The sequence below is a fragment of the Acidaminobacter sp. QWL-03 genome, assembly GCF_058683855.1.
Genome location: NZ_CM178752.1, coordinates 3,528,284 through 3,542,251, shown reverse-complemented (window position 1 = coordinate 3,542,251; position 13,968 = coordinate 3,528,284). Strand labels below are relative to the sequence as shown.

Here is a 13,968-nt window from a genome sequence, read left to right as displayed (position 1 = left end):
CTTCACCTCCGAAATTTGTTAGATCCTAGACCACCGAAGGCTCAAAGACCAGCTTGTTTTGTTTAATTCGACTAAGCGTCAATGTCTCTACCGGCAATGTCAGTTTTTCTCCCAAAATGTATTCTGACATGATCAGACCTGTCGAAGGGCCAAACATAAAACCATGACCACTGAAACCAGCCGCAACATAGAAGCCCTCTACCTCTTCAACCGGTCCATAAATAGGTTGACGGTCCGGTGACATATTGTACAGACCTGCCCATTGCCTGAGCACTTTTGCGTTTCTGAGCGGCGGTAAAAGCTTAGTAGCGCTGAGCGCCATTTCCTCGAGGAATTGCCAGCTGCCGGTCGTTCTGAGGTCCCGCGGTTCGTTCTCATCTCCGCGTCCCATGATGATCCCACCATGGGGGACTTGCTGACAATAAATGTTCAGAGAAAAAGACATGACCATAGGTCCAAGAATCTCTTCAATTGGTTCTGTGACGAGAATCTGATGTCTTTCAGAATAAACAGGAAGGTCCACGCCCGCCATTTGAGCAATTTTTTGTGAATAGCCCCCTGCGGCATTTAGAACAACAGCCGTAGCCACATCACCTTTATTGGTTCTGACGCCCCTGACTTTTCCGTTTTCAATATCAATCCCCGTTACTTCTGTATGCGTCATGATCGTAGCGCCCAGACGTTTCGCGGCGTCCGCAAAAGCCTGAGTGGTATGAAAGGGATTCAGATGGCCATCCTTTTCATGGAATGCCGCGGAAATCAAACCCTCCGTATTGAGGAAAGGAACGATCTCTTTCGCCTCTTCTAAATTCAAAAGCTTTGAATGGATCCCCATTCGATTTTGGACTTGAATATTTTTGATAAATTGTTCATGCTCTTTCTCGGTGCTGGTCACCAATAAATAACCGCCCTGCTTGAATTCAATGTCGCCGTCGTATTCCAACTCCTCATTCGCTGTTTCAAAGAAATCACAGGAATGTTTTGAAATCAAACAGTTGAGCTCAGTCCCCCACTGTTGGCGTATGCCGGCGCCACAGCGGCCGGTAGCCCCGCTGGCCAGATAACCTTTTTCAATCAGGAGTATGTTTTTCACACCTTTTTTCGCCAGGAAATAGGCTGTTGCACACCCGGAGATCCCGCCGCCAATAATGACCACATCTGCTGTCTTCATCATTTGCTGTGCCCCCTTACGGCTTCATCTGCAATTTCGCCGAGTTTGAGAGATTTTACAGGCTGTCTGTAGGTACCCAGTGTCAGTTCCTCCATGGACTTTCCAGTCATGACCGAGATCTCTTTCAGAACTATAGGCCCGCAGTTTTTGGATTGGCAAGGTCCCATTCCTACCCTGCTGAGCCGCTTAATTTCATCAAAGGTCTTGTAACCCTTTCTGATCAGCCCCCTGATCATACCCAGACTCACATCAGAGCATCTGCATATGATCACGTCATCATCCGCCTGTCTCACCTCAACAGGCTCGACTTTGATATTTCTAATTTGACGGACGAAAGGTTTTCCTATGGCGACAGAGACCACCGCCGTCCTGTCCATAGCCTTGGTGTTCAACACTTTTATGACTTTGACAGGCGTAATAAAATTTCCTTCTCGGTCCAGACCTTTAATAATCATGCCTGGCTCGGGCATAGGCAGAAATTCATAAGGCAGCTTTACCAATGCCTCCGTATCCGAATAGGTCATATCCACGGCCATGATCGCAAGGCCGGGACACTTGCCGATGCAGAGGCCACAGCCATTGCAATTGTCCTCGATAACAACCGGCCGATCATTTATGTCTTCAAAGGGTTGAATGCCTCCGCGATGACAGGCGGTATAACATGGATTACATGGAATTTTTTTGTAACATTCGACGACAATAATTGCCCCCCGATTCAGACGCTCTTCAGACGGAAAAACGCTGTCGATGTCCTCAGGTGTTGGTATTCCTGTATTTTCGAGCATTACGCTTGGCACCTCCAATTCATGATGAGCAATTCACGGCTCTCGAGAAAAGATGTTATTGCCCCAGTGTTTATTGGTTGATTTATTTATCTTTAAAATGATGGTTTTGAAGCACTTCAACCAAATTCAATTTTGACTGCTTAAACACCGGAGTAATGAACTGTTGAAACTTCAGAGATTCCCTGTCTGATTCTCGTGCCTTCAGGGCCTGCCCGCAGCGCGCTGAGCTGGCTTATGTAATCTGATTTGAGCGCATCCAGGCGGTCTGACTGGCGGCCAGTAAAAGCTGCTGCAGACAATCCTGCCAAGTAACCTTCAACCATTGCACTGCTGGCTTCTTCGATCCCTGCGACGTCTCCTGCAATAAAGAGGCCCTCAATTGACGTCATCATTTCTGAGTTTCGAATTGGTACATAGCCGCCAAGGGCAGCCAAATATTTCATTTCACATCCCGCTTGCCAAAGCAGCTCAGACAAAGGTGAAAGTCCAACCGCTATGCACATGACGTCGACATCCAGATCAATTTCAGTTCCCGGAATTGGTGACCAATTTTCATCCAATTGCCAGATGGTCGCACTTTCAAGAGCGTTTTTACCACGGGCTTCTTTGACTGTATAACGCGTATAAATCGGAATCCCCAAGCGTCTGATTTTGGAAGCATGCACAAGATAACCGCCTATTTTCGGACCGCCCTCGACAATGGCCTTCACATTGATCCCCGACTGCATCAGCTGGTAACTGACGATCAGACCAATATTACCGGCACCAATCATCAGAACATTGTCCCCAGGTTTGACGCCATAGACATTCATCAAGGTTTGAACCGCCCCGGCGCCATAAATCCCCGGCAAATCGTTATTTGAAAACGGTATGCTTTTTTCACTAGCGCCAGTTGCCACGACAATGGCCTCTGGATCGACTTTAAGGTAAGTGCCTTCTTTTTCGAGTGTCACAATGCGATCTTCATAAAGCCCAACTACAGTCGTGTTTTTCCACACTTCAATATTGGGTGACTGATCTATTTTTTCAAGCAAAAGCTTGCCAATGTCAATGCCTCTTGTAGATGCGTACTGCTTTTCCGAACCAAAAAACATGTGTGTTTGTTTGACAAGCTGCCCACCCAGGGCACCGTCTCGTTCAACCAATAATACCTGACAGCCCATTTCCGCAGCGCTCAGGGCGGCGCACAATCCGGCAGGGCCTCCGCCTATGACGAGTGTTTCCACTTTTTTCACAGAAGCTCACCTTTTCCTTCCTGTGTCCTGACTGTCATGCCCTCTTCCAGCATGGTGACGCAAACTTTGACATTTGCTTCACCGTTGACCTCCATCATACAGGAGGAACAATTTCCAATCGCGCAATAAAAGCCACGCGGCCTATTTCGCTCAATACTGTGACTGAGAACTCTTACACCAGCAGCGTGAAGCGCAGCGGCAATGGTCTCGCCTTCATACCCTGTTACCTCTGAACCATCAAAATTGAAATTGATTTTTTTTCCTCGATCAAAACTCAATATTGGATGCTTTTCAAGTCTGGATGACATGTTGACATACCCCCCTGGTCGACAACCTTCCTTTTGCTTCGGGGACCGAAGACTGTCTGAATACATTCAGTAATCGCGCTTTGCACCTGATGACCTTTGGTACAATGCTCATAATGGCTATTCAGTCACTATGAGCATTGTTCTCCTTCAAAGGCCTAAAGGTTATGACTTATTCCGGTTTGGGTTTGCTGGCTTTGTAAAGCAGTAATCCGAAGCCAATAAAATATGAACCCACAACGATGATCATCATAATCATTGAAGTTGTTGACATCTTACGCACGCTCCTCTGCTACAATTATTGTTTCTGTATCAACAGTGATATCCCGTCCTGATCCGACTTTCTTTGCAAACCAGTTGTTTGTCAATAATGCAGCAATTATAACAAGCGCGCATTGGAAGATAATTGTACCAGGTGTGAAGACCTCAAATGGAGCCCACCAATTGTCCGGATACCAGCCAACCGCCTGCCAGAACCACCATGCGGTGATTGAAACAAATAATACAGGAAAGAGTCTAATGCAGATTGACCACCATTTTCCAATTTGGTAATCGGACCACGGCATATTGATATCTTGAGTGCGAGCCTTTTCGACGCCATATTTTACCATTGCAAATGAGACAAACAGGCCACTAACGAGCAGACCAATGCCCCATACCCAGTCCTGATTGTCCAAGAAGTTGAGACTGTAGGCAGATGGTATGCCTAGGATAAAGCTGCCAATAACGACCGTGAGCGTCGATTTCTTACGATCATAGCCCATATCCATCATATTTCGAACACCGACCTCAATCATTGGCAACAACGATGTCAGCGCAGCAATGGACATAGCCAGGAAAAACAGTGCTGCCGCAGCATTGCCAAATGGCAGTCTTGTAAAGAGTTGGGCCAGATAAATAAAAGTAATGCCTGTATTGCCTTGAGCAAGTGCTTCATTGGCAAATTCGATAGAAGGAGAAAGGGCAAAAATCGCAGGAAGAACCGTCATACCCGCGAGCAAAGCACCGACGTTGTCGCTGACACCCATGATCAGACAATTGCCTGCAACATCTTCTTTACGTTTCGTATAGACGGCATATGTAATAATGAAGCCCCAGCCGGCTCCGGTTGACCAAGCGGCTTGTGTAAAGGCAGCCAACCAAATTTTAGGTTCTGCCAGCATGTGGAATTTCGGGCTGAAGAGATATTCCAGACCCTGTGCCGCGCCTGGAAGGGTGACGGCTCTAATCATTGCTGTAATTAACAGAAAAAAGAGTGTTGGAATCATGATTTTAGATGCTTTTTCGATTCCTTTCGAGACGCCTTGATAAATGATAAAGCCTGCAATTGCCATGGAGATAAAGTGGAACAAAATGGTCTGTGAAGGTGTTGTCGTAAAGACGTTCCAGATTTCAGCAGTCTGTTCTGTACCCATTCCTGGTTTAAACGTTCCTGCGACAGCCAATGTGAAGTATTTGACACACCAGCCCATGACCACAGAATAGTAGAATGCGATTGCCAAACAGACCACCATGATCCAGGTGCCCATCCAAGTATACTTCTTGCCTATTAAATCTCTAAAGGCACCCACGGTTCCCAAGCCTGTCTTTCTGCCCATGACCATTTCACCCATAAGCAGAGGAATAGACCATACTAATAAAGCGATTGTCCATGCGATTATGAACGGTCCGCCGCCATTTTCAGCTGCGACACGCGGAAATCTCCAGATATTCCCGGTTCCGATTGCCATGCCAATCGAAGCCAGAATGAATCCCCAACGACTTCCCCATTGTTCGGTGTTCTTGCTCATTCACATAGTCCCCCTTTGATTTTTTAGTACGAACGACGATCCTCCTTCTTGGCCAAGATTATTATAACTTAAAGCCACACTGAACAAGCGTGACGGGCCAATCTCATACTACTGCTGTTAGGTTAGGTTTACTTGTGACAGCACTTGTCAATGTATAAGGACGCTTCATCAACTTAATAGAGCAAGCGCTGTGCCAACTATTTGAAAACCTGACTTATCGCCTAAAAAAATATTCAAGGCGCTGATTGCAACACTTTTAGCGCTGACAAGTAGTGATCAGAGCACGCGCTTTCACTGTTTGTGTCAGCTTTCCGACACTTTTAGCTTCAATAATTTTCATTTATTTTAACTGAAATCCTACTTATGTATTGAAATTTATACAGTTACGAAAAAAAACCGACAATGTCGAATATATGACACATGTCGGTTTTCCGACACTCGTTTACTCAAATCCCATAGTGATTGATTTTGTAATAGAGTGTACTTCTCGGAATATTTAAGGCTTCTGCCGCTTTTTTCTTATTACCTTTACAGGCCATCAGAGCCTTGGCGATCATTTCCACTTCCTTGTCCCTAATCGTTTTGTCAATTTCAGCCAGTGTTTCTGCCTCATTCAACATTTCCGATTCTTCACCCGGACAAGGGGATCTTATTTCGCTGTTAGCCAGATTAGGCGGCATAGTCTGAATAGTCAGTTGGTCCGATCGACCAACAACCAGCATATATTCAACGACGTTTCGCAATTCACGTATGTTGCCTGGCCAGTTATACTGAAGCAAAACGTTGAAAACAGCATTGTCAACATGTGGCATTTTTCTATGATTCTTTTTACAGCCTTCTTCGAGGAAGCGATTAAACAGAAGTGCTATGTCCTCACGTCTTTCTCTTAACGGTGGAAGACTGATTTCCACGACATTCAGACGATAAAATAAGTCTTCTCTAAAAGAGCCCGCTTTTACCATTTCCAAAAGATTCTTATTGGTTGCACAGATGACTCTGACATCTACAGGCGTTCTGCGTTCTGCTCCAACTTTAGACACCATGCCGTCCTGAAGCACCCTCAGAAGTTTTGCCTGATGTTCCAGTGTCAGGTCGCCAATTTCATCCAGGAACAGCGTCCCTTCGTGTGCCAGTTCAAAAAATCCGATTTTTCCTGTTTTAAGTGCACCTGTAAACGAGCCGCCGACATAGCCAAAAAATTCGCTCTCGAAGAGTGCCGCGGGCACCGCACTACAATTGACAGGAACGAATAATCCCGCTCTGCGGCTGCCTTCATGAATCGCCCGGGCGAAAACTTCCTTGCCCGTGCCGCTTTCTCCCGTGAGCATGACATTGGTATCCGTCGCGGCGACATGGGTTGCCAGTTCAATGCGGTTTTGAATCACCGAGTTGTTGCCCAGAATGCCGTTAAAAGTGAAACTTCCTTTTGACATTTTTTCAACTTCTTTTTTGAGCAAATCAATTTCAACATTCGCGTTGACCAGTTCGTTGGTCAATTGATTATACTCCGTGACATCCCGTTCTGTAGCAACGACGCCTAAATATTCGCCGTCCACGACAATGGGCAGCGCACTGATTATGACGAAGTAGTTTGGTTTTGGAGCATGATACACGTTTTCAATTGGAATCCCCGTTTTCATGACTGACAAACTGAGGGCATTTGGAAAAAAGTCTTCCAGTTTTTTGTATAGGATTTCCGAAGCCTTCAGGTTATAAATACGTTCTGCGTTCTTGTTCCAAAGCAGCACATTGCCATCCCGGTCAGTAACTGTGACAGCTTCGTGCATCTGATGGATGACCGCCATATATTGTTTATTGATAATCTCCAAAAATCTGTAATAACTGTCTCTGAGATTTTCGCTGCGTATTATGCCTGTAATTCTGTTCCCGTTGAAGATGGGCAGACAACCAATTTTTCGTTCTATAAGAATTTGCCGCACTTCGCTCAGAAGCATATCCTCAGTGCCAGTCAGAACTTTTTTCAGAGCAAACTGCGACAGAGGCGCATCAAGACTTTTCCCGAGTTTGATCCACTCAGAAATATCCCTGAATGTCAGTATGCCCAATAGATGCTCTTCTTCCTTGAGACTCCTGACCACCAGAACTTCGGGAATGTTTTCCCTCAGCATCTGTTCCACCGCGGAGGAAAGCTTTTCACTCGGCTCCAGTTTCAGCACATTGTCGGACATCACACCTTGAACGGTATAACGGGAGAATTGAACTTCCAGCATGCCTTCCATCCTTTCAAGAATCTCGACTGCCTTAAAACGGACGTGCTCTTATTTTACTGCGAGATATCTGAAGATCCCCAGAAAATGAAGGACACTGCCCGCCAGAACAAACAAATGCCAAATGGCATGATGGTAAGGAATCTTTCTAACTGCATAAAAAATTGTGCCGATGGTATAAGCCGCGCCCCCCGCAAGCAGCCAAATCAGGAATCCAACCGGAACTGTTTGTGTCATTGGCTTTATCGCGATCACTGCAATCCATCCCATCATGATATAGAGGGCCAGGGAAACCCCTTTATATCTATCCATTTTGTTATAGGTCAACACTTTAAAAACAATGCCTGAAATTGCGATCACCCAAATGGTACTCAGGATGCCGACGCGCCAATATCCTTGCATGGCAATCAGCGTGACGGGTGTATAGGTCCCTGCAATCAACAAAAAAATAGCCGAGTGGTCAAGCACCCTCATAATACGTTTTATTTTTTCTTTTCTGAAGCTGTGATAGAGTGTAGAAGCAGTGTAGAGAAGAATGGAGCTGATACCGTAAATCGCGAAGCCCGTTATTGCCGCAGGACTCTTCATCCAAATGCCATAAACCAATAAGATGGTCATGGCCACAATACTAAACACAATACCTATGCCATGAGAAATACTATTGGCAATTTCTTCTCTTAGGGAATACATCTTCTTCTTGCTGGCTTTAATTAATTCATTTCTTTCCATAGGTCATACATCTCCTGCAATTGTCGATCAAGTAGGTTACAGTATATATTCTCCGATCATTTTATTGAATCCGAGAATATCAAAAGTGCCTTTAAATTCAAATCTTATTTTACCGAGTCCGGAGAACCAAAGGTCCAGTTCGCAGTCGAGTCCAGGTTCCCCTGCCGTTTCAACAGAAAACGCTTTAACTTTAATATAAGGCAGCGATGTGTAGTCCTTTTTAAGTCCGCTTGTACCGCGTTCTTTAATAATGATCACGCGTTTCGTAGTAAAAATAACATAATCCCTGGCGAAACAAAAAGTAGCAAAGACTTCTTCACCTTCGATCAGCATTGGAGTCACACGTTTCAGTGCAGTTTTAAAATCGAATGGTTCCAATACAAATAATGCATCCTTTGAAAAATCGATCATCCTCACGGGCTAAACGCCAAAGCAAGATGCGCCAAAGCGCGCTCAGGCATTCGCCCTGCCCTCCTCCACAGCTGAATTTTTGTGATTATATACCAATTTATTTATTATACAAAACTGTAAAATAGAAAAGAACCGTTCGAAACACTCAAAACCTCGAAATCCAGGTTCCGAATTATCAAGTGTTCTGCCTTTATTATACTGGATTTTTCGTTAATTGACCAGTTGTCCTGAGGATGTCTTAACAATTGGACTTAGGATTTGAGTACAAATTCCGGCATAAAAATGCAAGATTGATAACATAATCCGTCTTGTTAAAAAATTAATTTATTTGATTTTGCTCAAAAAAGGGTAGAATAAGAATGTTAGGCGTAAGATTTGAAAAAAACAATTACAAACATGTCAAGGAGGGTCACTATGCATAAAAAACTTTTCATCCCAGGTCCAGTGGACGTCAGAGAAGACGTCCTCCAGAAAATGGCTACCCCTATGATCGGTCACCGGTCAAAAGCGGCTTCCGCGCTGCAAAGAGGCATTTCAGACAAGCTTAGACAAATGATGTACACAGAAAACACCATCCTGCTTTCCACTTCCTCCGGAAGCGGCGTCATGGAAGGTGCAGTTCGTTCTTGCACAAACAAAAAGGCAGCAGTATTCTCTGTTGGCGCTTTTGGCGACAGATGGTACAAAATGGCCACCTCAAACGGTGTCCCTGCTGATCTTTTCAAATCAGAGCCTGGCAAGCACACTTCAGCTGAAATGGTTGAGAAAGCTCTGGCTACTGGTGAGTACGACTTAGTTACCGTCACACATAACGAAACTTCTTCCGGCATTCAGAACCCGGTTGAAGAAATCGCGGAAGTCATGAAAAAGTATCCGGAAGTCATTTTCTGCGTTGACGCGGTCAGCTCCCTGGGCGGCGCGAAAATCGAAGTCGACAAGCTCGGCATCGACATTTGTATTACTTCAAGCCAGAAGTGCCTGGGGCTTCCTCCGGGAATCGCACTTTGCAGTTTTTCTCAGAAGGCTGTTGAAGCTGCGAAGAAAGTCAAGTATCGCGGTCTCTATCTTGACCTCCTTGCCCTTTATGACAACGTCATTAAGGACGATCAATATCCGTCCACACCAACGCTTTCCCATATGTTCGCACTGGATTACCAGCTCGACCGCATCATCGAGGAAGGCTTCGAAAACAGATTCGCACGCCACACTGAAATGGCGAAAGTCGTCCGCGAATGGGCTAAAAAGCACTTTGCACTTTATCCTGAAGAAAAGTACGCTTCTAACACGCTCACGACTATTGTCAACACCAAAGGCATCAGCGTTGCTGATCTCAACAAGAAACTCGGCGAGCGCGGTTTTGAGATTTCCAATGGCTATGGCGATTTGAAGGAAAAGACATTCCGTATCGCGCACATGGCTGATATGACTATGGAAGAAGTCCATGATGTTCTTAGAAATATCGAAGATATCCTCGGACTATAAGCCCTGGCACTTGAGTTACAGCTTCATCCCGAGCTATTAAAAACAATTGGAAAAGGAGTTTTATATGCTTAAAATTCTCGCAAACGACGGTATGGAACAAAGCGCGGTAGCGCATTTGACGAACCTTGGTCACGAGGTTGATACCAATAATTACGATCAGGAAACGTTGAAGACTGCCCTGCGCGACTATGATGTCATAGTCATCCGTTCCGCCACAAAACTGCGCAAAGACATCATTGATGCTGTAGAAGGCTCCAGACTCAAATTAATGATCCGTGCCGGTGTCGGCATCGATAATATCGACGTCGCGTACGCGGAATCCAAAGGCATTGCTGTAAGAAATACGCCTAACTCCAGCAGTGCTTCAGTAGCAGAGCTTGTCATTGGCCACATGTTCAGCCTGGCGCGTTTTATTCATATTTCCAATCACACCATGAGACATGGTGAGTGGAATAAGAAACACTACGTCGGCACTGAAATTTGCGGCAAGACACTCGGTGTTATCGGTTTTGGCAGAATTGGTCAAGAAGCGGCTAAACGTGCCATGGCCCTCGGTATGAAAGTACTTTATCAAGATTTGCTCGGTCCTAGAGCGGGCCTTGACGAGTACCATTACGCTGACTTTGAGACAATCCTGGAACATGCCGACTACATCACTTTGCATATTCCGGCGACCGCTGACAACAAACCTCTTCTGGATGCGGCAGCGTTCTCAAAAATGAAGGATGGCGTCTACATCATCAATACCTCCCGCGGTGGTCTGATCGATCCTGACGCGCTGCTTGAAGCCCTTGACTCCGGCAAAGTCGCCGGCGCAGGCCTTGATGTCTTCATCGAAGAGCCACTCAAGGACGAGCGGCTGATGAAGCACCCTAAGATTTCTATGACGCCGCATATAGGCGCATCTACAGAAGAAGCTCAGCTTCGCATTGGCGCTGAGGTCTGTGACGTTATCGAAAAATTCTTTGCGTAAACTACGAGACTCAACCCATACTAGGAGGTAAATAATGGCAATTGTAAAACCCTTTAAAGCGATCCGCCCTGCGACAGATCTGGTAGAAAAAGTCGCATGTCTTCCCTATGATGTTATGAATACTGAAGAAGCTCGGGAAATGGCCAAAGGTAATCCATATTCTTTCCTGCATGTCGTCCGTCCGGAGATCAACCTCGCAGATGATCAGGATCCGTACGCAGACGTCGTCTATGAGACTGCCAGAAAGAACCTGGACGCTTTTGTCGAAAAAGGCTACATGAAAGAAGAAGCTGCGCCGTTGTTCTACATCTACAGACAGTTGATGAACGGCCGCGTTCAAACGGGCATTGTCGGCTGCACTTCCATTGATGATTACCTCAATGACATCATCAAAAAGCATGAGTTTACGCGTCCAGTCAAAGAAGTAGACCGCATTCAAAACTTCAGCTTTTGCGAAGCGCATACCGAGCCGGTATTCCTTACGTACCGCAACCGCAAATCATTGACTACGATTATGAACGACTGGATCAAGTTTCATATGCCTGCCTACAACTTCACTACAGATGATGCCATAACACACATCTTCTGGCCAATTGACGATCTTGCCATCGTCAGTGAAATTGAAAAGGAATTTTCAGATATCGACTTCCTCTACATCGCGGATGGCCATCACCGTTCGGCTTCCTCTGTCAAGGTCGGCCTCAAGAAACGCGAAGAAAATCCAGGGTTTACAGGCAATGAAGAATTCAACTACTTCATGGCTGTTATCTTCCCGGATGACGATCTTTTCATAATGGATTACAATCGCGTTCTTACAGACTTGAACGGACACAGCGAAGCAGATTTCCTCGCAAAAGTAGCGGAGAAGTTCGAAGTTTCTGACGCGCCTGTCGGATCTCCTTATAAGCCTATGACCAAGCATACTTTTGGGATGCTGCTCGACGGCAAATGGTATGTCCTCAAGGCAAAGGACGGCATCTATGACGAGAAGGATCCAGTAGATCGTCTGGATGTTTCCATTCTTCAAAAGAATCTTCTCGGACCGGTTCTCGGCATTGAGGATCCAAGAACAGACAAGCGCATTGACTTTGTCGGCGGTATCCGCGGACTTGAAGAGCTTGAAAGACGTTGCGCGCTGGACATGAAGGTCGCCTTCTCCATGTACCCAACCACAATGGACGACCTGCTCGACATTGCGGACGCTGGCGAAGTAATGCCTCCTAAGTCAACCTGGTTTGAACCAAAATTGAGAAGCGGACTTTTCGTCCACAGCTTCAGGTAATTTCACAACAAAAAAGGAAGTTGGTGTCACCTGCCTTAGGCTTGGTGATCCCAGCTTCCTTTTTTGTTATTAAATCGAACTCATGCTTTTTCTCAGGCGATCTCTGCAATCCCATAGTTTCTGGGACAGGTCCACGTAGTATCCATGCGGATTTTCAAATCGAAGCGCTTCTTCCCATAACGTTTCAATCTGATTCATGCAAAATGCTTGAATCTCATGAAGCGACGGCGTTTCATAAACACATACCCCGCTCTTGAAGACAGGAATCAACAGAGGCTTGGCAATAAAATTTTCAATGGTTTTTTGTTTCCAGGTCTGCTCAGGGTCGAAGATGGTATACGCTCCAGAATCATCCACAACCTCGTCATGATGGGTAATGAGGTCGGAAATAGCTTTTCCGGTGGTTCGGTCAAAAAGCCGCCAGACTTGCTTAAAGCCAGGAATAGTCGTTTTGCTGATGTTTTCGCTCAGCTTCATCTTTGGGATCCATTCACCGTCTTTTTGTACCGCCGAAAGCTTGTAGACCCCACCAAAAACGGGTTCTGACTTGGACGTGATCAAACGCTCCCCGACCCCAAAAGTATCTACTTTGGCACCCTGAATGATGATATCTCGAATGATGTATTCGTCCAGCGAATTTGACGCGACTATTTTACAGTCCTCAAAGCCGGCTTCATCCAACATCCTGCGGGCCTCTTTAGACAGGTAAGTAATGTCGCCGCTGTCGATACGGATGCCCTTTGGTCTGAAGCCCTGAGCCACGACCACTTCCTTGAAGACCTTGATGGCATTGGGCACCCCGGACTTCAAAACATTATAGGTGTCCACCAGCAGCGTGCAATTGTCAGGATAAACCTCTGCATAGGTCTTAAAAGCCTCGTACTCCGAATCATACATTTGAATCCAACTGTGTGCCATTGTCCCCATAGCGGGAATGCCAAAGGTCTGCTCGACAACGGTGCAGGACGTGCCTATACAGCCGCCTATAAAGGCCGCTCTTGCGCCCAAAACCGCGCCATCATACCCATGGGCGCGTCTGGATCCAAACTCCATGACTGCTCTTCCCTGAGCCGCTCTGACTATACGATTTGCTTTAGTCGCTATCAGGCTCTGGTGATTCAGGGTCAGGAGCACCACCGTTTCAATAAGCTGAGCCTGTATGACCGGTCCTGTCACGACAAAGATGGGCTCATTCGGGAAGATTGGCGTCCCTTCCGGCATAGCCCAAACATCACAGCTGAATTTAAAGTTTTCGAGATAGTCATAGAATTTCTCATCAAAAATACCTTTTTCCCTGAGAAACTCAATATCTTCTTTTTCGAATTTTAAATCCTTTAAGTAGCGCATGATCTGGTCGAGGCCTGCCATGATGGCAAAGCCGCCATCATCCGGTACTTTCCTGAAAAACATATCGAAACAGACAATTTGATCCATTTTTCCCGACAGCAAATAGCCATTACCCATGGTTAATTCATAGAAATCTGTCAGCATAGCCAGTTTGTTGACTTTCAAGCTGAAGCCTCCCTCGCGGCACTCTCTGATGAAAACGCCTCATGATGATTAGATTTAAAGCCTAA

General features: G+C 45.9%; 12 protein-coding genes. 3 read left to right on the top strand and 9 right to left on the bottom strand.

Going from position 1 to position 13,968, the window contains the following annotated elements:
• Positions 1–25: 25 nt before the first annotated feature.
• From AC4PHM_RS16355 to AC4PHM_RS16320, 8 genes are all read right to left on the bottom strand, one after another.
• The gene (locus AC4PHM_RS16355) at positions 26–1,174 is read right to left on the bottom strand and encodes an NAD(P)/FAD-dependent oxidoreductase (protein WP_492018786.1); all 1,149 of its coding nucleotides are present in this window, start codon (positions 1,172–1,174) and stop codon (positions 26–28) included.
• Positions 1,171–1,956 carry a (2Fe-2S)-binding protein gene (locus tag AC4PHM_RS16350; RefSeq protein WP_492018785.1) on the bottom strand — a complete coding sequence of 262 codons (786 nt, stop codon included), beginning with the start codon at positions 1,954–1,956 and terminating at the stop codon, positions 1,171–1,173. The genes AC4PHM_RS16355 and AC4PHM_RS16350 overlap by 4 nt, the downstream gene beginning before the upstream one ends.
• A 140-nt stretch (positions 1,957–2,096) precedes the next feature.
• Positions 2,097–3,191: an NAD(P)/FAD-dependent oxidoreductase gene (locus AC4PHM_RS16345; protein ID WP_492018784.1), complete on the bottom strand. Its 1,095-nt coding sequence runs from the start codon at positions 3,189–3,191 to the stop codon at positions 2,097–2,099.
• Positions 3,188–3,499: a (2Fe-2S)-binding protein gene (locus AC4PHM_RS16340; protein ID WP_492018783.1), complete on the bottom strand. Its 312-nt coding sequence runs from the start codon at positions 3,497–3,499 to the stop codon at positions 3,188–3,190. Before AC4PHM_RS16340 ends, AC4PHM_RS16345 begins: the two co-directional genes overlap by 4 nt.
• Before the next feature lie 272 nt (positions 3,500–3,771).
• Positions 3,772–5,286 carry a sodium-dependent transporter gene (locus tag AC4PHM_RS16335; protein WP_492018782.1) on the bottom strand — a complete coding sequence of 505 codons (1,515 nt, stop codon included), beginning with the start codon at positions 5,284–5,286 and terminating at the stop codon, positions 3,772–3,774.
• Between the two features lie 446 nt (positions 5,287–5,732).
• On the bottom strand, positions 5,733–7,517 hold the full coding sequence (locus tag AC4PHM_RS16330; protein WP_492018781.1) for a sigma 54-interacting transcriptional regulator: 1,785 nt from the start codon (positions 7,515–7,517) through the stop codon (positions 5,733–5,735).
• 48 nt (positions 7,518–7,565) lie between these two features.
• Entirely contained in the window at positions 7,566–8,243 is a 678-nt protein-coding gene (trhA, locus tag AC4PHM_RS16325; protein WP_492018780.1) for a PAQR family membrane homeostasis protein TrhA, read from the bottom strand.
• 36 nt (positions 8,244–8,279) lie between these two features.
• On the bottom strand, positions 8,280–8,654 hold the full coding sequence (locus tag AC4PHM_RS16320) for a PH domain-containing protein (protein WP_492018779.1): 375 nt from the start codon (positions 8,652–8,654) through the stop codon (positions 8,280–8,282).
• Positions 8,655–9,068: 414 nt separating this feature from the next.
• On the opposite strand from AC4PHM_RS16320, the gene AC4PHM_RS16315 reads away from it, so the two are divergent.
• The 3 genes from AC4PHM_RS16315 to AC4PHM_RS16305 all read left to right on the top strand — a co-directional run bounded on the left by AC4PHM_RS16315 (position 9,069) and on the right by AC4PHM_RS16305 (position 12,391).
• Positions 9,069–10,136, top strand: a complete 1,068-nt coding sequence (locus tag AC4PHM_RS16315; RefSeq protein ID WP_492018778.1) for a pyridoxal-phosphate-dependent aminotransferase family protein — start codon at positions 9,069–9,071, stop codon at positions 10,134–10,136.
• A gap of 64 nt (positions 10,137–10,200) precedes the next feature.
• On the top strand, positions 10,201–11,109 hold the full coding sequence (locus tag AC4PHM_RS16310; protein ID WP_492018777.1) for a D-2-hydroxyacid dehydrogenase: 909 nt from the start codon (positions 10,201–10,203) through the stop codon (positions 11,107–11,109).
• A 34-nt stretch (positions 11,110–11,143) separates the two neighbouring features.
• On the top strand, positions 11,144–12,391 hold the full coding sequence (locus tag AC4PHM_RS16305; protein ID WP_492018776.1) for a DUF1015 domain-containing protein: 1,248 nt from the start codon (positions 11,144–11,146) through the stop codon (positions 12,389–12,391).
• Positions 12,392–12,460: 69 nt separating this feature from the next.
• Here the strand turns inward: AC4PHM_RS16305 and AC4PHM_RS16300 are convergent, their stop codons facing one another.
• Positions 12,461–13,903 (bottom strand): nicotinate phosphoribosyltransferase, encoded by a 1,443-nt coding sequence (locus AC4PHM_RS16300; protein WP_492018775.1) that lies wholly within the window; start codon positions 13,901–13,903, stop codon positions 12,461–12,463.
• Positions 13,904–13,968 lie beyond the last annotated feature (65 nt).

Coding starts and splice junctions, on each gene's coding strand:
- trhA (WP_492018780.1), bottom strand. CDS start 8,243: ATGGAAAGAAATGAATTAATTAAAGCCAGCAAGAAGAAGATGTATTCC.
- AC4PHM_RS16320 (WP_492018779.1), bottom strand. CDS start 8,654: ATGATCGATTTTTCAAAGGATGCATTATTTGTATTGGAACCATTCGAT.
- AC4PHM_RS16315 (WP_492018778.1), top strand. CDS start 9,069: ATGCATAAAAAACTTTTCATCCCAGGTCCAGTGGACGTCAGAGAAGAC.
- AC4PHM_RS16350 (WP_492018785.1), bottom strand. CDS start 1,956: ATGCTCGAAAATACAGGAATACCAACACCTGAGGACATCGACAGCGTT.
- AC4PHM_RS16335 (WP_492018782.1), bottom strand. CDS start 5,286: ATGAGCAAGAACACCGAACAATGGGGAAGTCGTTGGGGATTCATTCTG.
- AC4PHM_RS16330 (WP_492018781.1), bottom strand. CDS start 7,517: ATGCTGGAAGTTCAATTCTCCCGTTATACCGTTCAAGGTGTGATGTCC.
- AC4PHM_RS16355 (WP_492018786.1), bottom strand. CDS start 1,174: ATGATGAAGACAGCAGATGTGGTCATTATTGGCGGCGGGATCTCCGGG.
- AC4PHM_RS16305 (WP_492018776.1), top strand. CDS start 11,144: ATGGCAATTGTAAAACCCTTTAAAGCGATCCGCCCTGCGACAGATCTG.
- AC4PHM_RS16340 (WP_492018783.1), bottom strand. CDS start 3,499: ATGTCATCCAGACTTGAAAAGCATCCAATATTGAGTTTTGATCGAGGA.
- AC4PHM_RS16310 (WP_492018777.1), top strand. CDS start 10,201: ATGCTTAAAATTCTCGCAAACGACGGTATGGAACAAAGCGCGGTAGCG.